Annotated in this window: 18 protein-coding genes; 10 read left to right on the forward strand and 8 right to left on the reverse strand. The window is 34.0% G+C overall.

Annotation, left to right across the window (positions count from 1 at the left end; genetic code table 11):
• Nucleotides 1–209: 209 nt before the first annotated feature.
• Nucleotides 210–1358 (reverse strand): THUMP domain-containing class I SAM-dependent RNA methyltransferase, encoded by a 1149-nt coding sequence (locus IEV72_RS11705; protein WP_188459305.1) that lies wholly within the window; start codon nucleotides 1356–1358, stop codon nucleotides 210–212.
• Between the two features lie 115 nt (nucleotides 1359–1473).
• Between IEV72_RS11705 and IEV72_RS11710 the strand changes: the two genes are divergently transcribed.
• On the forward strand, nucleotides 1474–2151 hold the full coding sequence (locus IEV72_RS11710; RefSeq protein ID WP_188459306.1) for a ZIP family metal transporter: 678 nt from the start codon (nucleotides 1474–1476) through the stop codon (nucleotides 2149–2151).
• 387 nt (nucleotides 2152–2538) lie between these two features.
• Here the strand turns inward: IEV72_RS11710 and secDF are convergent, their stop codons facing one another.
• The 4 genes from secDF to gyrB all read right to left on the reverse strand — a co-directional run bounded on the left by secDF (nucleotide 2539) and on the right by gyrB (nucleotide 9782).
• A complete protein-coding gene (gene secDF, locus IEV72_RS11715) occupies nucleotides 2539–5586 on the reverse strand; it encodes a protein translocase subunit SecDF (RefSeq protein WP_188459307.1) in 3048 nt (1015 codons plus the stop codon).
• A 177-nt stretch (nucleotides 5587–5763) separates the two neighbouring features.
• A complete protein-coding gene (mdh, locus tag IEV72_RS11720) occupies nucleotides 5764–6687 on the reverse strand; it encodes a malate dehydrogenase (RefSeq protein ID WP_188459308.1) in 924 nt (307 codons plus the stop codon).
• A gap of 41 nt (nucleotides 6688–6728) precedes the next feature.
• A complete protein-coding gene (locus IEV72_RS11725) occupies nucleotides 6729–7742 on the reverse strand; it encodes a DUF6588 family protein (protein WP_188459309.1) in 1014 nt (337 codons plus the stop codon).
• Between the two features lie 96 nt (nucleotides 7743–7838).
• Nucleotides 7839–9782: a DNA topoisomerase (ATP-hydrolyzing) subunit B gene (gene gyrB / locus IEV72_RS11730; protein WP_188459310.1), complete on the reverse strand. Its 1944-nt coding sequence runs from the start codon at nucleotides 9780–9782 to the stop codon at nucleotides 7839–7841.
• 192 nt (nucleotides 9783–9974) lie between these two features.
• On the opposite strand from gyrB, the gene IEV72_RS11735 reads away from it, so the two are divergent.
• Complete coding sequence (locus IEV72_RS11735) at nucleotides 9975–10625, forward strand: DUF2911 domain-containing protein (RefSeq protein WP_188459311.1); 651 nt, start codon at nucleotides 9975–9977, stop codon at nucleotides 10623–10625.
• Here the strand turns inward: IEV72_RS11735 and IEV72_RS11740 are convergent.
• The 3 genes from IEV72_RS11740 to bshC all read right to left on the reverse strand — a co-directional run bounded on the left by IEV72_RS11740 (nucleotide 10622) and on the right by bshC (nucleotide 13939).
• Nucleotides 10622–10813 carry a hypothetical protein gene (locus IEV72_RS11740; protein ID WP_188459312.1) on the reverse strand — a complete coding sequence of 64 codons (192 nt, stop codon included), beginning with the start codon at nucleotides 10811–10813 and terminating at the stop codon, nucleotides 10622–10624. The genes IEV72_RS11735 and IEV72_RS11740 overlap by 4 nt on opposite strands.
• Nucleotides 10814–12202, reverse strand: a complete 1389-nt coding sequence (locus IEV72_RS11745; protein WP_188459368.1) for a pyridoxal phosphate-dependent decarboxylase family protein — start codon at nucleotides 12200–12202, stop codon at nucleotides 10814–10816.
• Between the two features lie 138 nt (nucleotides 12203–12340).
• Nucleotides 12341–13939: a bacillithiol biosynthesis cysteine-adding enzyme BshC gene (gene bshC, locus IEV72_RS11750; RefSeq protein WP_188459313.1), complete on the reverse strand. Its 1599-nt coding sequence runs from the start codon at nucleotides 13937–13939 to the stop codon at nucleotides 12341–12343.
• Between the two features lie 165 nt (nucleotides 13940–14104).
• Between bshC and IEV72_RS11755 the strand changes: the two genes are divergently transcribed.
• The 8 genes from IEV72_RS11755 to IEV72_RS11790 all read left to right on the forward strand — a co-directional run bounded on the left by IEV72_RS11755 (nucleotide 14105) and on the right by IEV72_RS11790 (nucleotide 22613).
• Nucleotides 14105–14866 carry a Rossmann-like and DUF2520 domain-containing protein gene (locus tag IEV72_RS11755; protein ID WP_188459314.1) on the forward strand — a complete coding sequence of 254 codons (762 nt, stop codon included), beginning with the start codon at nucleotides 14105–14107 and terminating at the stop codon, nucleotides 14864–14866.
• Entirely contained in the window at nucleotides 14850–15356 is a 507-nt protein-coding gene (locus IEV72_RS11760; protein ID WP_188459315.1) for a KdsC family phosphatase, read from the forward strand. Before IEV72_RS11755 ends, IEV72_RS11760 begins: the two co-directional genes overlap by 17 nt.
• A gap of 197 nt (nucleotides 15357–15553) precedes the next feature.
• Nucleotides 15554–16462: a geranylgeranylglycerol-phosphate geranylgeranyltransferase gene (locus tag IEV72_RS11765; RefSeq protein WP_188459316.1), complete on the forward strand. Its 909-nt coding sequence runs from the start codon at nucleotides 15554–15556 to the stop codon at nucleotides 16460–16462.
• A gap of 546 nt (nucleotides 16463–17008) precedes the next feature.
• Nucleotides 17009–17236, forward strand: coding sequence for a DUF433 domain-containing protein (locus IEV72_RS11770; RefSeq protein WP_188459317.1), 228 nt, complete (start codon nucleotides 17009–17011; stop codon nucleotides 17234–17236).
• Nucleotides 17233–17505 carry a DUF5615 family PIN-like protein gene (locus IEV72_RS13760; protein ID WP_188459318.1) on the forward strand — a complete coding sequence of 91 codons (273 nt, stop codon included), beginning with the start codon at nucleotides 17233–17235 and terminating at the stop codon, nucleotides 17503–17505. The genes IEV72_RS11770 and IEV72_RS13760 overlap by 4 nt, the downstream gene beginning before the upstream one ends.
• Entirely contained in the window at nucleotides 17393–18004 is a 612-nt protein-coding gene (locus IEV72_RS11780; RefSeq protein ID WP_308420178.1) for a Maf family nucleotide pyrophosphatase, read from the forward strand. The genes IEV72_RS13760 and IEV72_RS11780 overlap by 113 nt, the downstream gene beginning before the upstream one ends.
• A gap of 64 nt (nucleotides 18005–18068) precedes the next feature.
• Nucleotides 18069–18965, forward strand: coding sequence for an ABC transporter ATP-binding protein (locus tag IEV72_RS11785; protein WP_229731905.1), 897 nt, complete (start codon nucleotides 18069–18071; stop codon nucleotides 18963–18965).
• Between the two features lie 3 nt (nucleotides 18966–18968).
• Nucleotides 18969–22613: an ABC transporter permease/M1 family aminopeptidase gene (locus tag IEV72_RS11790; RefSeq protein ID WP_188459320.1), complete on the forward strand. Its 3645-nt coding sequence runs from the start codon at nucleotides 18969–18971 to the stop codon at nucleotides 22611–22613.
• Nucleotides 22614–22722: the final 109 nt, after the last annotated feature.

Below are 22722 nucleotides of genomic sequence, written 5' to 3' on the forward strand. Positions count from 1 at the left end.
AAAATAATAATTTAAGCTGCAAAGATACTGAATAATCAAGGAAAAAGCTTGCCAAAACAGCCAATATCAATTCAATGAAAGTTAAGTAAATGGTAAATGTATTGATGTGCTTAGATTAAAATGTTTCTATGAAATAGAGTTCGCTTTTTTGTAAGAAAAAGTTTGTTATATTTTAAATAGAATTGAAAAAAACTTGTTTTAAGCATACTTTAATCTCTGCGTTTGCTTCCTTCGTAAATATCGTATTTTACCAAGCGAGTTTCAATAGGACCATTGAAGAGTTTAATTTTTCGTGAAGGCTTTAATCCTACATTTTTTATAGCTTCCATATTGGCAACAATCATCCATGCTTGAGTACCGTGGTAGTTTTGCTTCAACGTATCTCCTATTTTGCTATAAAATTCAGGAATGTTAATTTCAAGTCTTTCGCCGTAAGGTGGATTAAAAACCATATGTAAAGGACCTTGAAGTTCTTTTTCAGAATTAAAAAAGTTCTTTATTTCTACATCAACAAATTCACTTAAATCTGCATTAGCCACATTGTCTATGGCTTTCATCACGGCAGAAGGCGCTTTATCATAACCAATAATTTTATAAGAAAAGTCGCGTATTTTTTTCACAACCGAATCGATTATGGTATTGTATAAATCTTTATCCCAGTCCTTCCATTTCATAAAGGCAAACTCGTTTCGGTTCAAATTGGGTGGAATGTTACAAGCCATCATAGCGGCTTCAATTAGAATTGTACCACTACCGCACATCGGGTCTATGAAATTGGTTTTTCCATCCCAACCTGAAAGCTTCAACATTCCTGCTGCTAAAACTTCATTTATAGGAGCAATATTGGTGTCTTTTCGATAACCACGCTTAAAAAGTGGGTCGCCAGAAGAATCTAAAGAAAGCGAACAGAAATTTCGATCAATATGAATATGTACATGTATGTCTGCTGTTTTAGTATCTACATCTGGACGATTTCCGGTTTTGTTTCGCATGCGGTCTACAATAGCGTCCTTAGTTTTAAAAACAGCAAACTGCGTATTATTAAACAAGGTTGAAAAAACGGATGAATGAATAACTATACTTTGATTTTCATCGATGGTCTTCTCCCATGGATAATCGTAGATTTGATGGTACAAATCGTCTACAGTTTCAATTTTAAATTGCTTAATGGGTTTTAAAATATTGATGGCTGTACTTAAGGATAAGTTGGCTTTGTAAAGAAAACCTAAGTCGCCCACAAATTGTACGTGTCTATTTCCTTTTTTGATGTCCATCGCTCCCAACTTTTGAAGTTCCTTTTCTAGGACGTCTTCTAAGCCGAATAATGTTCGCGCCAGCATTTTAAAATTATTTCCCATCAGATAATCACATTTAGACGTCAAAAATACATTAATTTTGCACTTTGCTGTTATAGATTAGCAAAACAAGTTTGTGGGCTAATTTCTAAATTAAAACCAACTTACAGTTTTATAAATGACTATAATCTTACCTATTCTTGCCGTCCTTGCTGGATTTGGAATTGCCTATTTTATAAAATATAAAGCCAGCGCCATTAATTTACTTTTGGCTTTTAGTGGTGCTTTTTTACTATCTATTACCGTTTTAGAATTTATTCCGCATGTATACCGAAATACGGAAGCTTCTATAGGAATATTTATCATGGCAGGAATTGTGCTGCAATTGGTATTGGAATTTCTATCAGGTGGAGCTGAACACGGTCATTTACATAGCCATAAAACAGATTCGCACTTTCCTTGGGTGTTGTTTATCAGTTTAAGTATTCACGCCTTATTTGAAGGTTTTCCTATTAGCCACACCAATTCTTTATTATTGGCAGTGGTAATTCATAAAATTCCAGTTGCAATAATAATTTGTAGTTTTTTGTTTAAAACCAAAATGAAGCCTCTGCAAATTGCAGGATTTCTTGTGTTTTTTGGTTTAATGACGCCTTTAGGGAGTTTTATAGGAATGTATACTTCTTTTTTAAACGAATTTAGCGTTTATATTGATGCAATTGTTATTGGTATTTTCTTACATATTTCTACCACCATTTTATTTGAATCATCCAAGAACCATAGTTTTAATGCTTCTAAATTTATAGTTATCCTTATCGGAATTGTAGTAGCCTATTTTCTAGGTCACGGTCATTAAATTCAAACAAGTCTAAGTACAAGTGCAAGTTGATTTAAGGGTGAAAAACTGAACTTTTAATTGTACTACTTCTTTTGTTTTAGGTATCACTAAGCCTAGATTGTTGTATTCATGGTTTATTAAAATACATCAAACTTCGGTAAACGTACACGCTAGCAATATAGATATTAATCTATTTACGACATTAAATTTAAATTAATGCTGTTACATATTGGTTACAACTTAATCTTATTCAGCAGTCCTTGTTTTTGAACAATACTCAACCAAGCAGAAAACGATAGGAACTATTTTGAAAAAATGCTAAGACAAAAATCGATACTCTTGTAAATAAAGAAGCCGTTTTAAAATAAAACGGCTTCTTTAAATATATAACTAAAATTGATAAGCTTAAGCTATAGATGATTCGGTTTCTTCGTCTATTTCTTTTTGATTCTTATCGCTTAAATCAATTCCTTTTTTAGCGGCTGTGTCGTACATTACTGGAGTTGCAATAAATACAGATGAGTAAGTGCCCACAACTACACCAATAATTAATGCAAACATGAAACCACGAATACTGTCTCCTCCAAAAATGAAGATGGCTAATAACACGATTAATGTAGTTAAGGACGTATTTAAAGTTCTACTTAAAGTGCCACTAACTCCGTAATTTACAATTTTACTTAAATGCCATTTTGGATGTTCGTTAAAGAATTCACGAATTCTATCGAAAACTACCACCGTATCGTTTAATGAATAACCAATAACCGTTAGTATGGCTGCAATAAAGGCTTGGTTAATTTCCATACTAAATGGCATAAAGCTATATGTTGCAGAGAATATTCCTAATACAATAAGTACATCGTGAGAAACGGCTGCAACAGCTCCTAAACTAAATTGCCATCTTCTAAATCTCAGTAAAATATATAAGAAAACAGCTATTAAGGATCCAAAAATTGCATAGAAAGAAGCGCGTTTAATATCATCTGCAATAGTAGGTCCTACTTTCATAGAAGACATTACACCATAATCTTCATTATCGCCTCCCACTTTAAAGTCTTCGTAAGTGAAGCCTTTTGGTAAATAAGATTGGAAACTAGTAAATAAAGCTTCTTGTATTTCAGATTCAACTGAACTGCTTTCATCATCTACTTTATAATTGGTAGTAACTCGAACTTGATTGGATGCACCATAAGTTTTTACTTCAGCACTACCCAAAGCTTCATTAACTTGACTTTCTAATTCAACTGCGTTCACAGCTTGGTCAAATCGTACGGTATAGGTTCTACCACCAACAAAATCAACACCTAGATTTAACTTGTTAGTTGTTAAAGAGAAAATACTCAATATAATCAGTATACCCGAAATAACATAAGCAATTTTTCTTTTTCCTAAGAAGTTAATTTGAATGTTAGCCAAGAAATTCTTGGTTGCAGCTGTTGCAAACTGTAGTGGTTTACCATTCTTTGCATAACCATCAATAAATAAACGAGTAATGAAAATTGCTGTAAATAATGATGTTAAAATACCTATTAATAAAGTTGTTGCAAAACCTTTTACCGGTCCAGTTCCAAATATCAATAAGATTAAACCTGTTAAACCTGTAGTTATATTTGCATCTAAGATAGATGATAAGGCATTGCTAAATCCGTCCTTAATTGCTAGAGCTTGGTCTTTGCCTTTTTGTAATTCTTCTCGAATACGTTCAAATATAAGAACGTTTGCATCAACAGACATACCAATGGTTAAGACTATACCGGCAATACCAGGTAAAGTTAAAACTGCACCTAGTCCGGCTAATACTCCAAAAATAAAGAGAATGTTAACTGCAAGTGCGATATCTGCATAAACACCGGCTTTTCCGTAGTAAAATATCATCCAAACCAATACAAAAAGCAAAGCAATTATAAATGAGTTTATTCCGGAATCTATTGCTTCTTGCCCTAGTGATGGACCTACAATTTCACTTTGTACAATATCTGCTTTTGCTGGAAGTTTACCTGCTCGCAGTACATTAGCTAAATCTTGAGCTTCTAAAATGCTAAATTCTCCAGTAATTTCTGAATTTCCACCTTTAATTGGATTACTAACTCCAGGAGCAGAATATACAATATCATCTAAAACAATTGCAATTTGCGTTCTAGTTTCAGCAGCTTTTGTAGTCATTTGCTCCCATATTCTTGCACCTTTTCTGTCCATTTGCATGTTTACAGCAACACGACCAACTTGGTCATAACTTTGTTGAGCATCTACAATTACAGATCCACTTAAATTTGGTTCATCTTTGCGGTTTGACTTTAAAGCAAATAATTCAATTACTTCGCTATCTTTGGCAGGTTTACCCCATACAAACTTTGCATAACGTAATTCTTGTCCTAATTTAGATTTTACTTCCGGACGAGATAAGTAATCATTTACAGTAGCCGTATCTTTAATTCCGAAATAAGCAATAACTGGACCTTGTGGATCACCTCCACCTTGTATTAAACTTATTAATGGATTTGATTTTGAAAAATCGTCTTCATCATCAACGTCATCATCAGATGCAAGTAATTCATCTATATCTTCTTCATCTTGGTTTTCATCTTCACCTTGAGCAGCAGCAGCATCTTCAACATTTTCATCTTCATCTTCTTCCGAAGTAGATTCTCTTTCTAAAGATTGTGCTAGAGCTTGATCTGCTTCAATAATAAACTGATTAAATTTTTCTGCTTTATATACTTCCCAGAATTCTAACTGAGCTGTGCTTTGTAATAAATTTTGCACACGAGCAATTTCTTTAGCACCAGGTAATTCTACTAAAATTCTTCCTGTATCGCCTAAACGTTGAATATTTGGTTGAGTTACACCAAATTTATCGATACGTTCACGTAAGACTTCAAAAGCAGAAGTGATGCTCTCGTCAATTTTTCTACGAATAATAGGACGAACTTGATCATTCGTCATGTCAAAATTGATGTCTTCACTAAGTGATTTGTTTGCGAATACATTTGGAGAAGCTAATTTGGCTCCTTCCTTTTTATCAAACTCTTCAAAGAAAAGTTCCAGGTATGTTTTAGGTGAGTTATTCTGTAACTCTGAAGCTGAATCTAAAGCGGCAATAAAATTTTCGTCTTCAGAATTAGCGGCTAAACCAATTAATAAATCGCGAACTGAAATTTGAAGAATAACGTTAATTCCACCTTTTAAGTCAAGACCTTTGTTTAGTTCCTTTTCTTTAGCAGATTCGTAAGTTATGCCAGCAAAATAAGGCTCACTTGCAACAGAATCTAAGTAGGCTTTGGCAGCATTTTCGCGAAGTTTTGGATAATCTTCCTGATCTTCGCTTATTTGTTGTGCTGCAAATTCTTCAGCTTGACTTTCAACAGAGCTTGCAATGAAGGTAAATGACAATTGGTAAATACATACCAAGCCAAAAATGATTGCAAAAATTTTAATTAATCCTTTATTGTGCATTCTTTTACTGTTAGTTGATATTCTTTTGAAATTATTTTAAAAAACGGACAAATATAGGCTTTCGAAAAAGAAATGACAATACTTTCTTTAAAGATATTTTAACAGCCTAAAAATGTAAGAAAGGCAGCAAATATAGTACACATTTGCTGCCTTAAATTTAGTATATTTTAATCTGCTTTATTCTAGCAAAGCATTGGTTTTCTTTACAGCTTCAGCACTTTCGTGAAGTTTATTTTTTTCTGCATCAGTTAAGTTTAACTCTACAATTTCTTCAATTCCGTCCTTGCCTAAAATCACAGGAACACCGATACATAAATCAGATAATCCGTATTCGCCTTCTAAATAAGTAGAACATGGGAACATTTTTTTCTGATCGCAAGCAATGGATTGTACTAATGAAGAAACTGCTGCTCCTGGTGCATACCATGCAGAAGTTCCTAATAATTTAGTTAATGTTGCTCCTCCAACTTTAGTATCTTCAGACACTTGTTGTAAGCGTTCTTCAGATAAAAATTCACTAACACGAACCGAGTTTCTGGTAGCTAAGCTAGTCAGTGGAACCATTCCCGTGTCGCTGTGACCACCAATTACCATTCCGTCTACATCTGAAGCTGGACAAGCTAAAGCTTCACTTAATCTATATTTGAATCTTGCGCTATCTAAAGCTCCACCCATTCCTATAATACGATTTTTAGGTAAACCTAATTCTTTATGTGCTAAATAGGTCATGGTATCCATCGGGTTACTTACTACAATTAAAATTACATCAGGAGAATGCTCAATTATTTTTCCAGCAACATCTTTAACAATACCAGCGTTAATTCCTATTAATTCTTCGCGAGTCATACCCGGTTTACGTGGAATTCCGCTTGTAATTACAGCTACATCTGAATTTGCAGTAGCAGTATAGTCGTTAGTACGTCCGGTTATTTTTGTGTCAAATCCATTTAAAGTTGCCGTTTGCATTAAATCCATTGCTTTACCTTCAGCAAAGCCTTCTTTAATATCTACTAATACAACTTCTGAAGCAAAGTTTTTAATAGCAATATATTCTGCACAACTAGCTCCTACTGCTCCTGCTCCTACTACGGTTACTTTCATTTTTATTTATCTTTAAGGTTATTAATTAAGGTTCTGTGTTTTTAAATTCCGAAGCTTATGCCAGCGGAAAGTGTATTGTATTCTTGTATGCTATAATCTACGTTAATTCTAAAAAAGGCTAAAGTAAGTTTTGCTCCTAATGTGCCGCGCATACCACTAATTGTTGATGATGTTGTAAAAGGATCGCGAATACTTTCGCCAGACTCTGGACCTTCATTTATACTAAAATCACCTTTCAATCCAAATTCAGATTCAGCACTAATATAACTTATACCTCCATAAAAATTGATAACGGGTAATTTTGTTGAAACAATTGCGCTGTATGACCAAGCTTTAAATTCACTTTGTAAAAATCCGTTGCTTGTATCTACTATAGGTGTTTCGCCTAATTTAATATCGCCTGTAAATTGAGTGAAATTAGCAGCAACACCAATGTGTATAGGTAACTTATTTAGAACGGGCACCCAATCTGTAATTTCGTTTTGCACACCAACACCATAAAATTTAACAGCTCCATCATCTGTATTTATTTCAGGAAGATATCTAAATTTGAACTCAAATCCTGCTAGAAAACCTATGCTTAATTGTGGATAAGCTGTTGGAACATAATCCAAACCATTATTGGCTAAGCCTTGTGGTAGCGTAAAAGCTACACTTTCCTGATTACCGTTTTCATCTTCAAAAACAGCTAATGCAGTTATACTTGGATCATTTTCTCCTAAAACATTAGCAACATTTTGAATAGAAGGTCCGCTTTGGAATTCTAAAAAATTATAATCTTCCGTATCTAATTGAAAGCTATTTTGACTATCAGTTACAAATGAAGCATTCCCGATAAAGGAAATTTCAAATTGCCCTAAATTCTTAGATTTCGCAGAAGTAAACCATGCATTTGTTAAGGAATAAGCCACAGCATCTAATCCTGGTCCAAAATAATTTTCAGCAAAAAGCTGTGTATCTTCTGCTCCTGCAGCTAGAACTCGATTAATATCAATCTGTGCAAATGAAGAAAACGATGAGAAAATTAAAAAAACTACAATAAACCTTGACTTCATAATATTCAAAAATTGATTAATTGATACCAAAATTACTAAAAATACCGCATTTAATTGATAAAAATGAAAAACCCTTCATTGCGAAGGGTTAAAAATTTATGCATCAATATTAGCGTAAACAGCATTTTTCTCGATAAATTCTCTTCTTGGAGGAACTTCGTCTCCCATTAACATAGAGAAAATTCGATCAGCTTCACCTAAATTATCAATGGTCACTTTTCTTAGAATTCTATTATCTGGGTTCATAGTTGTATCCCAAAGTTGTTCTGCATTCATTTCACCAAGACCTTTGTAACGCTGAACGCTCACATTGGTTTTGTATTCATTTTGAATTTCACTTCGTTCCTTTTCAGACCAAGCATATCGCTTTTTACTTCCTTTCTTTATTAAATATAAAGGTGGAGTTGCAATATAAATGTGTCCAGCTTCAATTAATTCTTTCATATACCTAAAGAAGAACGTAAGAATTAAAGTAGCAATATGGCTTCCATCCACATCGGCATCACACATAATTACAATCTTATGGTAGCGTAATTTGGATAAGTTCAAGGCTTTTGTATCTTCTTCTGTACCAATGGTAACGCCTAAAGCAGTGTAAATGTTTCTAATTTCTTCATTTTCAAAAACCTTATGCGTCATGGCTTTCTCTACATTCAAAATTTTACCTCTTAAAGGTAAGATAGCTTGGAAATTTCGGTCACGACCTTGTTTGGCTGTTCCACCTGCCGAATCTCCCTCAACTAAAAACACTTCGCAATTTTCTGGATCTTGATCAGAACAATCTGATAATTTTCCTGGTAAACCTCCACCGCTCATTACGGTTTTACGTTGTACCATTTCGCGGGCTTTTTTAGCAGCGTGTCTTGCTTGTGCAGCTAATATTACTTTTTGAACAATAATTTTAGCATCGTTTGGATTTTCTTCTAAGTAAATCTCCAACATTTCTGAAACCGCCTGAGAAACCGCAGAAGTTACTTCACGATTTCCTAATTTGGTTTTGGTCTGCCCCTCAAATTGGGGATGTTGAACTTTTACTGAAACAATCGCTGTTAAACCTTCTCTAAAGTCGTCTCCAGCAATTTCAAACTTTAATTTATCTAACATTCCAGATGCGTCTGCATACTTCTTTAAAGTTGAAGTTAAGCCACGTCTAAAGCCAGACAAATGTGTTCCACCTTCGTGAGTATTGATATTATTTACATAAGAATGAAGGTTTTCTGCATACGAATTATTGTATATCATGGCTACTTCAACAGGAATATCATTTTTTTCTCCTTCCATAGCAATCACACCGCCAATGATTGGTTCACGATTAGAATCCATGAAGCGAATAAATTCTTTTAAACCTTCTTCAGAATGAAATTCTTCAAAGAAAAAGTTTCCTTCTTCATCTTTTTGACGCTGATCTTCTATAGTAATGGTAATTCCTTTATTCAAGTATGCCAATTCACGCATTCTTGAAGCTAAAGTGTCATAATTAAAACGAATGGTTTCTTGAAAAATATCTGTATCGGGCATAAATTCAATTACCGTTCCTTCTAATTTAGTTTCACCAACAGGTTTCACTGGGTATAAAGCTTTACCTATTTTATATTCTTGTTCCCAAATTTGGTTATTCTTATACACTGTAGCTTTCAAATCTGAAGAAAGCGCATTTACAACTGAAACCCCAACACCGTGTAAACCACCAGACACTTTATAAGAATCTTTATCGAATTTACCTCCTGCACCAATTTTAGTCATTACTACTTGCAAAGCAGAAACGCCTTCTTTTTTGTGCATATCTATAGGAATACCACGACCATTGTCTTCTACTCTAATGCTTCCTTTTTCCGTAATGGTAACACGAATGGTATCGCAGTAACCTGCCATAGCTTCATCAATAGAGTTATCTACCACTTCATATACTAAATGGTGTAAACCACGAACGCCAACATCACCAATATACATGGATGGTCGCATTCTTACGTGTTCAATACCTTCTAAAGCTTGGATGCTATCTGCTGAATAGCTTTTTTCAATTTTATTCTCTTCACTCATATAAATCGTGATTTTTTAACAACCCACAAATATAACCAAAGCATTTACTTATGCCGCATTTTGAATAATAAAATAGCAGTATAAACCAGAGAATTTATTAACAATTGTTAGTGAATTAATTTTCGTTAAAATTGGCGTCTAAAATATACGTTTTTTGAATTTTTGGAGTTGAAAGGAAAAACCTCAACTTATATGAAAAATAAACTCTCGCTTTTTGCATTCTTCATCTTCTTTATCGGAAGTTTGATTACTTCTTATTCTCAAAACTTTTCAGACTTAGATAAAAGTCCAATGGATGCAGTCATGGCTAGAAATGAAGATAATTCTCCCTTGGTAAGAATAATTTATAGTCGACCTTTTAAACGCGAGAGAACAATTTTTGGCGAACTTGTACCTTACGGAGAAGTTTGGCGAACAGGTGCAAACGAAACCACAGAAATACGTTTTTATGAACACTGCTCAGTAAACGGAAAGCCTGTAAAAAAAGGAACTTATGCCTTGTTTAGTATTCCTGAAAAAGATGAATGGACCATTATTATTAATAAAAACCACCAAGATTGGGGTGCTTACAATTACCAAGAAGATGCAGATGTATTGCGCTTTGTCTTGCCAGCTCAAGAAACCGCAACCATAGTCGAACAATTTTCAATTAGCACTCGACCAGCAACAGATGGTGCTTATATTTTAATGGGCTGGGACGATACTTTTTTACGATTCAAAATTGAACCTGATGAAAGTTTATTTCCAGATGAAAATGAAATCGAAAAAACTCCTGCTAAAAAGGATGAAGTTGAAAAAGAAGAAAAAACCAAAAAATGCAAATGGTTTTTTGGGCTGTTTTAGCCGTCTTTCTTCTTTTTGAATTTTTGAAACGAAAACACAAAAATGATTCCCAATGCTATGGATATACTTGCCTTGATCCAAAAAACAGGATTTGCTACTAAATGAAATAACTCATTTTGTTGTAAACTTAGAAAATGATAAAAACAAAATGCGAAGAAACCTGCACTTGTCAAATCCTTCCATTTCATTTACTCCATTGTTTTTAGAATATCAGCAATATCTTCTTCGGTAGTATCAGGATTGATGAAGCAAAATCTGGCAATGGTTTCAGCTTCGCCATTAGTGGTCCATTTTGTCGGAGTAACCAAGGCAAAACCAGACTGGTGATTCTGATAAGTCCAATCTACATAATCTTTCGCTTCCCAGCCTTTTCTTCTATATAAAACACAGGATAAACCGGGTTCTCTAACCAATTCTACGTGTTCTAAATCTTGTATTTGTTGAGCAGCATTTTGAGCTAATGTCAAACCGCGTTCAATGGCTTTGGTATAGGTTTCTGTTCCGTGCATGGCAAGTGAAAACCAAAGTGGCATTCCTCTTAATCTTCTCGTTAATTGAATTTGATAGTCGGCTGGATTGAAACCTTGAGCGCCATCATCTTTAAAAATATCTAAATAAGCTCCTTTTTGCGAGTGTGCGTTGGCCGCTAATTGCATATTTCGATAAATAACAGCGCCACAATCGTAAGGAGAGAACATCCATTTGTGCGGATCGATGGTAATGCTATCTGCTTCTTCAATTCCATTGAATAAATGCCTTACCGAAGGTGCTGCCAAGGCGCCACCACCATAAGCTGCATCTACGTGAAACCACAAATCTTCTTTTTTACAAACGCTTGCAATTCCACTTAAATCGTCTATAATTCCAGCATTGGTTGTTCCACCTGTAGCTACAATTGCAAACAAACGTTTTCGATCAACTTCACTTAAATTATTAATGGTTTTTTGAAGCGCTTTTCCTGTTAATTTATCTTCTTGGTCGTCTTCCACTAAAATTAAATCGGCATCGATAACTTGTGCCATCGATTTTACCGAAGAGTGCGCACCATGCGAAGTAATCAACAAACCTTTAAAAGCGTTGTTTTCTTCATTTTTGGCTCTCCAAGCTTCGCGAGCGGCAACAATGGCACTTAAGTTAGCCGCAGTTCCGCCAGAAGTAAAAACACCAAAAGCTTTCTCTGGCAATCCTGTTAAAGAAACCAACCATTCCATAGCTCTATTTTCACAAAAAATTCCGCCAGCGCCAGTCATCCAATAAGCGCCGTGGATACTTGATGCAGATGTAACTAAATCGAATAAAATAGCTGCGCGGGTGGGCGCAGCAGGTACAAATGCCAAATGACGTGGATGATCTACAGGAACGGCTGCTTTTGCTAAAATATCTCGAAAAATGCTAAAGGCTTTTTCTCCCCCAATTCCATCTTTGGTAATGGTTTCGCCTACCAATTTCAATAAATCTGCTTCCTTTTTAGGAGCAGCCAATTCTGGGTTGGTATTGGATATTCTATTAATAGCATATTTCATGATATCTAAAGTCATTTCAACCGTATCGATATCTATGGAATGCATACTCTTCATTTGGTTCTTTTTATTCTCTGCCATAAATTGCCTAAAATCCTTTGTTTAATAGTTGAACGGCTTGCTTGTTCACAAAACCGAGTTCATCAAAAATTTAGTTGGCAAAGGTAAATAATCTAGAAACTTTAAAAGCCTAGCTTACTTTTCAATTTGAATTAAATTAAATTCCAATGCCAAGGGATCGAATTCTGAAAGTAAACGCGGAATAAAATTTTTACCCAAGAGCAAATAAATTTCACTAAAATTGATAAACCGTTCTTGCAGCAAATGCGAGGGAAATAAAGAAATTTGAAGTTCTTCTACCCTTTGTAAATAATCTTTTAATTTTCTTTTTTGTGCTTTTAGCAATCGTTTTTCTAAATGCGTTAGTCCTTTAATTTGTTTGTGTTCTTGAGCAGCAACTGCACCTTTAAAACTAGCATCGGTTAAACTGGCTAGCTGATGCAATTCTTCAAATTGCGTTTGCAGGTATTTTTTCTGAGCTGAAAAATCGATTTCAATATCACTGATTTGGTGGGTTACTTTTGTAGCTAGTTCGTGATGAGCTAAAAAGAAATCACTTAATTGCAAATCTAAATTCTTGATTTTCTTAGCCTGTTTTTTGGTATACATCAAAGCTGAATTTCGCAACAACAAAATAGGAAATGGAATATTTTCAGCTTGAAAATAAGACTTCAATTGAAACCAATACGCCAATTCTCCACCACCACCGATGTAACACAAATTGGGCAAAATAGTTTCTTGATACAAGGGACGCGTCATTACATTGGGAGAAAATCGTTCGGGGAAATTTTCCAATTCCTTAATTAATTCGTCTTTGGTAAATTGCCATTCTGTTTCATTTACAAAATAGGTTTCATCTTTATAAATGATGCGTTCACGTACTTCATCACGAATGTAAAATAGATTTATTTCACGTGGATTTACTTGAATTGTATAATTTTCAGCCTGTAGTTTTTTGATGGTCTCCGAAGTATGTTGATGCACAGATTGATGAAGCAATTCGTTTTTTAATTGCGGAATAAACAAGCGTTTCAATTCTTTTTCATCTGCATCCAAAATTACCAACCCATATTCTTGAAACAACTGATTCACCAAATACCGAGTCGCTTCAGCATAGGTATCATGATATAAATAGGCTTTTTGAAAGAGTTTTCTTAAAAAGTTAGCTTGTTCTCCTAATCCTAATTCTTGGTCTAATTCAGCAAATAATTCGTCTAAATTTTCAGTAGGATGCGTTCCTACTTTTCCTTGTTTTTGATGCTGAGCTTTGTATTTTTTTTGTTGAAAATGAAAAAAGCTAATTTCATCAAAATCGTGGTCTTCTGAAGCCATCCAATACACAGGAACAAACTTTTTATCGGGATATTGCAACTGCAATTGATGACAAAGTTTAATGGTAGAAACTATTTTGTAAATAAAATAAATTGGTCCTGTAAATAAATTTAATTGGTGTCCTGTAGTAACGGTAAACGTATCTACATCTAACAAAGATTTGATGTTGTTTATACTGGCTTCTGAAGCTGCAATGCTTGTATATTGCTTCAACAAAACATCTACTAAAGTCTGTCGGTTTTTAGAAGTAAAACTAGCCCGTTTTTCGGTCATTTGTACTTCGAAAGAAGAAAGCGCTGGAAAGCGATTATAAAAAGCTTCAACTTTAGGATTCTTTTCAATATAATCTGTAATTAAATCTGAGAAATATTGAGTTTGTTGATACGAAATACAGTCGGACATGCGGCGAATTTTGGCAAATATACTTGGGATGCCTGCAAGTGTTTTTAAATTTTAGTTAAATGTGAAAGCAATTCAATATTCCAAAGCAGAAATATAGTTTTTCAAAATCGAGAGGCATTTATTTGGGAATGCTTACTTTTACGGCTCATTTGAAGCAGACTTAAAATGATAAAAACAGTATTAATTGGTTTCGGAAATGTGGGTTTTCACATAGCAAAATCCTGTAAAGCAGCTGATGAAATTGAATTGCTTCAAATTTATAACCGAAGTGAAGTTGAAGCCAATCTGCAAAAAGAAATTAATGTAGCCTTTACAACAGATTTCAACTTGCTACAAGAAGCCGATGTGTACATTATTGCCGTGAAAGATGATGCCATTGAAAAAGTGGTGAAACAAATTCCGTTTACCAACAAAATAGTTGCACATACATCAGGAAGCTTGCATTTATTAAATACGCATCAAAACGATGCTGTATTTTATCCGCTGCAAACCTTCACTAAAAATAAAAGCTTGAATTATAAAGTGATTCCTTTTTGTTTGGAAGCTGAAAATGAAGAAACTTATGCGGTAATTGAAAAAATGGCAAAAAGCATTTCACCAAAAGTGTATTCCATTTCTACAGCACAACGACAAGAGTTGCATTTAAGTGCAGTTTTTGTGTGTAATTTTGTGAATCATTTATACGCCATAGGTGAAGAAATTTGCAAATCGCATCAAATTCCTTTCGAAATATTAGAAGCTTTAATTGAAGAAACAGCAAACAAAATAAAAAGTTTGAATCCGGTTGAAGCTCAAACTGGTCCGGCTTTGCGCCAAGACCAAAAAACCATAAACAGACATTTAGACCAATTGAAGAAAACGAACTATACAGATATTTACCAACAACTTTCAAATTCGATAGCAAAAAAACATGGAAACCAATTATAAAGAATTATTAGAACAAATTAAGTGCTTCATTTTTGATGTAGACGGCGTTTTAACCAACGGAAAATTATTGATTTCTGACCAAGGAACATTATTAAGAAGTATGAATGTAAAAGATGGTTTTGCTATGAAATACGCGCTAAGCCGTGGCTTCAACGTTTGTATTATTTCTGGAGGAACCAACGAAGGTGTTCGCGAACGATTAAAAACCCTTGGCATAACCGATGTATATTTAGGAGCTCATGATAAAGTAGAAATTTTAGATGAATACCTAGATGTTTATGAAATTTCTAGAGATGAAGTAGCTTATATGGGAGATGATATTCCAGATGTATATCCTATGAAAGAAGTACTGCTGCCTACTTGTCCACAAAATGCAGTTCCTGAAGTAAAGAAAATAGCCAAATACATTTCTCACAAAGATGGTGGTAAAGGCTGTGTACGAGATTTAATTGAGCAAGTTTTAAAAACACAAGGTAAATGGGCGATATAATATAAAGTAGATTTTACAAAAAAATTGCTGATTATGGAATTTTACACCCACCTTATTCCTCCCTTACTTCGATTTAACTCAGCACAAGCAAGGGAAGAATATATAGAAAGTTTCATGTTTAGATGAATATTATAATGTTTTTAAATTAACATTATCGTTTATTAGCAAAACAAACAAAACTAAAATTTTATTAACTTGTGCAAACTCGAATACTGGCTTTTGTGAATTTAATTCGGTTGCCCAACTTAATCATGTTGGCGCTGGTACAAGTTTTAATGGTATTGGTTTTCCTACCTGCTTTTATTCCTTCTTTTGAATTTGAAACTTGGAAACTGATTAGCTTAATCAGTAGTGTTTGCTTTATAGCAGCGGGTGGAAATTTAATCAATGCATATTTCGATCAACAAACAGATTTAATCAACAAATCGAAACACTACAATAACTACAAACATCTAGGTAAAAGGAGGTGTCTAATTTCTTACGCAGTTCTATCTACAATAGGATTGATTTTGGGGTTTTGGCTTTCCTTCAACTCAAATAATTATCTGGCACTAGTTATTTATGGCTTTGTTTTCATTTCACTTTTCATGTATTCAAAATACTTGAAAGGTAGCTTTTTAGTTGGAAACATTCTTGTGAGTTTAGTGGTGGGTTTGAGTCTTCTCTTGCCATGGGTTTTAGGCGTAGATGAAAAGACTTTTCACTTGCAAGATCCTGTTTTTCAATTGCTTTTGAGTTATATTTTATTTGCAGCAGTTATCAATTTTGCTAGAGAATTAGCCAAAGATGCAGAAGACGTAGTTGGCGATTTTGCTACAAATCATCAGACTTTTGCAATCCTTATGGGAAAAAAACGAACTCAGCAATTCATTCAAATTCTGGTTTTTATTTGCCTTATTGGACTTGTTTACGCATACTTTCGTTTTTTTGCAGGTCAACTCATTCCTATGCTTTACATTTTTTTAGCCTTAGTCTCTAGCGGGATCATCATTTTTGTTAAAACAGGAAAAGCAAAACACAAAAAGGATTTTTCAAAATTGAGTATGCTGTTTAAAATCTGGATGTTTTTGGGTTTGATTAGTTTGGGGTTTTATGGGTGGGTTTAAATTTCACCTGTTTAAAAAAACTATTCGGTGAAAATTATCATGAATCAGAAATGAAATTATGGGAGCATCGCACACAAATCTAAAAACCGACTATGACCAAAAATATTATGTCAGGGCTACGCCCCTTGAATTGTATCGGTTGCATTAATGTTATGAAGATTAACGGGCTAAAGCCCCTATTTGTGCTATGAAAACTTGAAAGCACAACGAAATGTTTACTACTGTTTTTTTGAATTATTTCGTTTCATAAAAAATCTCCATAATTTCAATTTTTTGTGATGTATTTGAAGTTAAAAAAAAATCGGTGGAAATTCAATGAAATATAAATGAGATTTTGGGGGCAGCGCCCACAAATCTTGATAAGATATCAAAGATACCAACAATTGAGGGGCAGCGCCCTGAAATCTAAAAACCGACAATACACAAACTTTACATTTTAATTCGTTTAAAAAATATAATTGCTATCAAACTCAAAAATTGGATTCAACATCAAGTTACAAATCACATCAAACAAAAAATTGTATATTTACTTAAAGAATTTGCATAATGGTAAATTATAAAGAGATTATTACGATAGAACCAGGTAAACGCAGTGGAAAACCCTGTATACGTGGTTTGCGTATTACTGTAAATGATATTTTGAACTGGCTAGCCTCAGGAATGACAATTCAAGAAATTTTACAAGATTTCGATGAATTAACTGAAAATGATATTTATGCAGCATTGAGCTTTGCCGCCGATAGAGAAAATAAAACATATCATAGTGCAGTATGAGACTTTTGTTCGACCAAAATATCTCACATCGAATTTTAAAATTACTGCCTGAAAAATTTAAGGATTCTACTACAGTAAAAAAAGAAAATCTCATCAATGCTACACATAAAGAGATTTGGGAATTTTCAAAACTCAATTCTGTTTTCACGAATAAAAATGAATTCAAAAAAGACCTTCCCCATGCTACAAGAAAAACTAGCTCATTTCCAAATCATTTTAGGCTCTGGCTCGCCAAGAAGAAAATCTTTATTAAAAGAATTACGACTTGATTTTACAGTTGAATTAATGCCCGTTGATGAAGCTTTTTCGAGTTCGCTTCAAAAAGAAGAAATCACTAATTATTTAGTAAAATTGAAAGCCGATGGGTTCAGAAAATTAAAAGACAACGAAGTGCTCATTACAGGAGACACGATTGTTTGGCATAACAACCGAGCTTTGAATAAACCCCAAAACAAAGCGGAAGCTATGCAAATGCTCCAAAGTTTATCAGGCACCACACATCAGGTTATTTCTTCCGTAGCCTTAACTTCAAAAGAAAAGCAAATCATAAAAAGCGATGAAGTAGATGTAAGTTTTCGAGAACTCACATTAGAAGAAATTGAATTTTACGTAGACCAATTTAAGCCCTTCGACAAAGCAGGCGCATACGGAATTCAAGAATGGATTGGAAAAATTGGAATTACCTCTATTCAAGGTTCTTTTTATACGGTAATGGGTTTACCGGTTCATTTGCTTTATGATGCGTTATTAGAAATAACAGAAAAGTAATTTTTGATAAAATGTAACAAAAAATAAATTTTGCATACTTATTTGTTAACTTAAATATGCGAAAATGATTCAGTTACAACTTAAAAACCTATCAAAAACTTACGCTAATGGTGTAAAAGCCTTAGATGATATTTCTATTGAAATCAACGCTGGAATGTTTGGCCTTTTGGGACCAAACGGAGCTGGGAAGTCAACTTTAATGCGAACTATCGCTACTTTACAAAAGCCAGATTCGGGTGAGATTCATTTAGGCGATATCAATGTTTTGGAAGAAAAAATGCGTTTGCGAAAAGTACTGGGATATTTACCACAACAATTTGGAGTGTATCCAAAAATGTCGGCAGAAGCTTTGTTAAATTATTTTGCTGAATTAAAAGGAATTACCAACAAAAAAGAACGACAAGAAATTGTGGCTTACGCCTTAGAAGTAACCAATCTTACCGAAGTAAAAAACAAACATGTTGCCGGTTATTCGGGTGGAATGAAGCAACGTTTTGGTATTGCTCAATTGTTATTGAATGATCCAAAATTAATTATTGTAGATGAACCAACGGCAGGATTAGACCCAGCTGAAAGACATCGCTTCTTAAATGTTCTTCGTGAAATTGGAACCAACCATATTGTTATTTTATCTACACATATTGTAGACGATGTAAAAGAGTTGTGTACAGACATGGCGATTTTAAACGGTGGTAAAATCTTAAGTAAAATGTCGCCTAAAGAAGCGGTAGAAAGTATTCAAGGTAAAATTTGGACTACCATAACCGATCGCGCAGGCGAAGAAGAATTAGCCAAACAATACAATGTAATTTCTAGTAATTACAACCAAGATAATACCTTAAACGTTCGGGTTTTTGCTGAACAACTACCTGATGCTAATTTTAAACAAGCTGAAGCCGATTTGGCAGATGTGTATTTTGTGCATTTAAAAGAAGATGAACACCAAACTATAAATGCATAAGCTATGTTTAGTAAAATTGTTTTTTTCGAATTAAAATATTGGCTCAAGAGTCCATTATTGTATACTTATGCCATCATTATGGCAGTCATTTCCATGTTTATTATGGCTTCTGCGATAGGTGTTTTTGACGATTCTACCGTTACCGTAACTGGAATTAGTAAAATTAATTCAGCAATAGGAATCAGCGGATTGCTGGCAGCTATGGCCTTATTGGTTTATTTTTTACTGCCTTCTATTGTAGGAAGTTCCATTTATAAAGACTACAAATACGAAATGTACCAAGTGCTTTTCGCCTATCCATTTACCAAATTTGCTTACTTATTTGGGAAGTTTGTGAGTAGCTTTATCATGGTTTTGGTGGTTATTGTTTTTTGTATGCTTGGTTTGTGGATTGGAACGCAGCTACCAGGTGCAAATCAAGAATTGCTACTGGAATTTCAATTTTTAAACTATTTCCAACCTTTCTTACTGATTGTAATTCCTAATTTATTGTTTTTTGGAGCCATTGTTTTTGGTGTAGTAACTTTTTCAAGAAACATTTTTGTGGGATTCATCACGGTGGTGATTTTAATTGTTATTCAAAGTTTGGCAAACTCGTATATGCAAGATTTAGACACTAAAAACATTGCCGCTTTATTAGACCCAACAGGAATGTCGGCAGTAAGTCTAGAAACCGAGTATTGGACGGTTGCGGAAGAAAATTCTAAGCTAATTCCGTTTAAAGATTATGTTTTATACAACCGCTTATTGTGGCTAGGAATCAGCTCGGTAATTTTCGCTTTCATATTTGGTTTATTTAAGTTTCATCAACAACCGGTTAGCTTCAACTTCTTTAAAAAGAAAGGAAACCGAGTAACCAAACAAAATTTTGGAGTGACCAACCGAATACCAATGCCATCTTTTCAAGTTGATTTTTCTTTTATTAGTCAATTAAAAACGGCTTGGAAACATACGTTTATAGAATTGAAATACATCCTAAAAAACTGGGCTTTTATTTCGATTGCTGTAGTTGCAATACTAATTACCTGGATGGTTTTAGAAGTCGGTATGCCAATCCAAGGAACAGACACTTTGCCTGTTACTAGAAATGTAATTTTTTTAGCTAAAGGTGGACTTTCTCTCTTTTTAATGATTCTTATTTTCTTGTTTTCCGGCATGTTGCTTCACCGTGGCAGAATGAGTTATATGGATCAACTGCTTGATGCCACGCCGATTTCGAGTTGGGTAATGCAATTGGCAAAGTTTCTAGCAATCATTTTTATGATATTTATACTGTATGCTATACTTATTATCATAGGAGTAAGTTTTCAAGCCAGTAAAGGCTTTTATGATTTTGAAATCGATCTTTATTTATTCGATTTTTATGTAGTAAATATCTGGAATTGGATTATTTATACTTTTTTAGCTTTCTTTTTCCACAGCTTGATTAAAAATTATATTGTAGGATTTGTAAGCTTAATAGCGCTTACCATATTCTTAGGATTCTTTTCTAGCTTTGGAGTAGAACAAGCTATTTTCAATTTTAATGAAATTAGTGGAGTGAGTTATTCAGATATGAATGGCTACGGAAGCGGCCTAACGCGCTACTTTATGTACAAACTCTACTGGGGATTATTTGGAATTGCTTTGTATGTACTGGCTTTATTGTTTTTTAGACGCGGAATTTACGCTTCAATAAAAGAACGATTTAGTCAAGCAGGAAAACGTTTCACTGTAGTAAATCAAGCCGTTTTATATTTAAGTTTGATCGGATTTTTAAGTATCGGAAGTTACATTTATTATGTAAATAATATTCAAAATGAACGCCTTTCAGGAAAAGAAAGAGAGTTACGAAGCGTTGAGTATGAAAAAACCTATGGCAAATTTGCAGGAATAGCTCAACCACGAATTGTAGCTTCTAAAATCAATTTAGATTTGTTTCCTGAAACTCGCGATTTTGAAGTTGAAGGACATTTCAACTTAGTGAATAAAACAGATCAAGTAATCGATTCTATTCATTTGAACCTCAACGATAGACCAACGGAATACAGCTTCAATAGAAAGCATCAAGTAGTCTTGAAAGACACCACTTACAATTATCATATTATTCAATTAGATGAAGCTTTACAACCCGGAGATACGGTAGCATTTAATTTCAATATGAAAAATGAACCCAATACATGGTTACGAAACAATTCGCCTGTAATAACCAATGGAACGTTTATGAACAACAGTGTTTTTCCGAGTATTGGCTACAATGAAAATGCAGAATTGAAAAACAATGTGGTGCGTGAAAAATACAACTTACCACCAAAAGACCGAATGAAATCGCCTTTGGATCCTGACAATTTGAAAAACACCTACATATCGAGTGATGCCGATTGGATTGATTTTGAAACTACCGTGAGTACTTCGCCAAACCAAATTGCCATTGCACCTGGTTATTTACAAAAAGAATGGGAAGCAGATGGAAGAAGGTATTTTCATTACAAAATGGACGATAAGATTTTGAATTTCTACAACTTCATGTCTGCTGAATATGAAGTAGTTGAAGAAGATTTCAAAGGAATTAAATTACAGATTTTTTATCATAAAGGTCACGATTACAACTTAGACCGAATGCTAAAAGGAGCAAAAGAAGGCTTGGCTTACTATGGAGAAAACTTTAGTCCATACCAATTTAGACAACTAAGAATTATTGAATTCCCAAGTGTTTTTGGAACTTTTGCACAAGCATTTGCCAACACCGTTCCTTTTTCTGAATCCATTGGATTTATTGCCGATGTAAATGATGAAGACGAAGGCGTAGATTATCCGTTTAGCGTAACTGCTCACGAAGTAGCACACCAATGGTGGGCGCATCAAGTAATTGGTGCAAATGTTCGTGGAGCAACCCTTATGTCGGAAAGTTTGTCTGAATACAGTTCATTAAAAGTATTGGAAAACACGTTTGGTGCTGAAAAAATGAGACGCTTCTTAAAAGATGCTTTAGACAAATATTTAAGCGGAAGAAAATTTGAAAGTCAAATGGAATTACCGCTTATTTTAAATGAAAATCAACAGTATATTCATTACAATAAAGGTTCTATGATCATGTATGCCATGAGCGATTATTTAGGTGAAAAGAACTTTAATGCCGCTTTGAGCTCGTACATAGATAAAGTGGCTTTTCAAGAACCACCTTACACAACGGCAATTGAATTTAAGGAACACATTAGTGAACATACGCCTGATTCCTTACAGTATTTAATTACTGATTTATTTGAAAGCATTACGTTATACGACAACAAAATAATTAAAGCGGAAACTGAAAAGTTAGAAAATGATAATTACAAGGTTAAGTTTACCGCACAAGTGGCGAAATACCGCAGCGACGAAAAAGGAAATTCTATTTTTGATGAAACCTATGGTCCTACTTTAGTTGAAGAAATTAATGATGAAAAAGTAGAATCTTTGTTTTTAGCTGATTATATTGATGTAGGAATTTATACGGAAGAAGAAATTGATGGTAAAAAAGAAGAAAAACTGATTTATTTGAAGAAGCATAAAATTGAAGAAATCAATAATGCTTTTGAAATTGAAGTAGATCAAAAACCCACAAGAGTAGGCATCGATCCGCTGAACAAGTTAATCGATCGAAACTCAAATGATAACCGAAGAAGTTTGTAATAATTGAAGGGGTTATTCGGATTTGAAATTGGTATATGATTATTCGGTTTATTCGGTTTATTCGGATTTGAAATCCGAATAAACTAAATTTTCAACTTTGTTACTTCAC

The organism is Psychroflexus planctonicus, assembly GCF_014640195.1.
Taxonomy (GTDB): Bacteria; Bacteroidota; Bacteroidia; order Flavobacteriales; family Flavobacteriaceae; genus Psychroflexus; species Psychroflexus planctonicus.

Excerpts from the sequence above, each read along its gene's own strand:
- secDF (WP_188459307.1), bottom strand. The coding sequence starts at position 5,586 with ATGCACAATAAAGGATTAATTAAAATTTTTGCAATCATTTTTGGCTTG.
- IEV72_RS11745 (WP_188459368.1), bottom strand. The coding sequence starts at position 12,202 with ATGAAGAGTATGCATTCCATAGATATCGATACGGTTGAAATGACTTTA.
- bshC (WP_188459313.1), bottom strand. The coding sequence starts at position 13,939 with ATGTCCGACTGTATTTCGTATCAACAAACTCAATATTTCTCAGATTTA.
- IEV72_RS11725 (WP_188459309.1), bottom strand. The coding sequence starts at position 7,742 with ATGAAGTCAAGGTTTATTGTAGTTTTTTTAATTTTCTCATCGTTTTCT.
- IEV72_RS11735 (WP_188459311.1), top strand. The coding sequence starts at position 9,975 with ATGAAAAATAAACTCTCGCTTTTTGCATTCTTCATCTTCTTTATCGGA.
- IEV72_RS11760 (WP_188459315.1), top strand. The coding sequence starts at position 14,850 with ATGGAAACCAATTATAAAGAATTATTAGAACAAATTAAGTGCTTCATT.
- IEV72_RS11790 (WP_188459320.1), top strand. The coding sequence starts at position 18,969 with ATGTTTAGTAAAATTGTTTTTTTCGAATTAAAATATTGGCTCAAGAGT.
- IEV72_RS11705 (WP_188459305.1), bottom strand. The coding sequence starts at position 1,358 with ATGGGAAATAATTTTAAAATGCTGGCGCGAACATTATTCGGCTTAGAA.
- gyrB (WP_188459310.1), bottom strand. The coding sequence starts at position 9,782 with ATGAGTGAAGAGAATAAAATTGAAAAAAGCTATTCAGCAGATAGCATC.
- IEV72_RS11710 (WP_188459306.1), top strand. The coding sequence starts at position 1,474 with ATGACTATAATCTTACCTATTCTTGCCGTCCTTGCTGGATTTGGAATT.
- IEV72_RS11770 (WP_188459317.1), top strand. The coding sequence starts at position 17,009 with ATGGTAAATTATAAAGAGATTATTACGATAGAACCAGGTAAACGCAGT.
- IEV72_RS11780 (WP_308420178.1), top strand. The coding sequence starts at position 17,393 with ATGAATTCAAAAAAGACCTTCCCCATGCTACAAGAAAAACTAGCTCAT.
- IEV72_RS13760 (WP_188459318.1), top strand. The coding sequence starts at position 17,233 with ATGAGACTTTTGTTCGACCAAAATATCTCACATCGAATTTTAAAATTA.
- IEV72_RS11785 (WP_229731905.1), top strand. The coding sequence starts at position 18,069 with ATGATTCAGTTACAACTTAAAAACCTATCAAAAACTTACGCTAATGGT.
- IEV72_RS11740 (WP_188459312.1), bottom strand. The coding sequence starts at position 10,813 with ATGAAATGGAAGGATTTGACAAGTGCAGGTTTCTTCGCATTTTGTTTT.
- mdh (WP_188459308.1), bottom strand. The coding sequence starts at position 6,687 with ATGAAAGTAACCGTAGTAGGAGCAGGAGCAGTAGGAGCTAGTTGTGCA.
- IEV72_RS11755 (WP_188459314.1), top strand. The coding sequence starts at position 14,105 with ATGATAAAAACAGTATTAATTGGTTTCGGAAATGTGGGTTTTCACATA.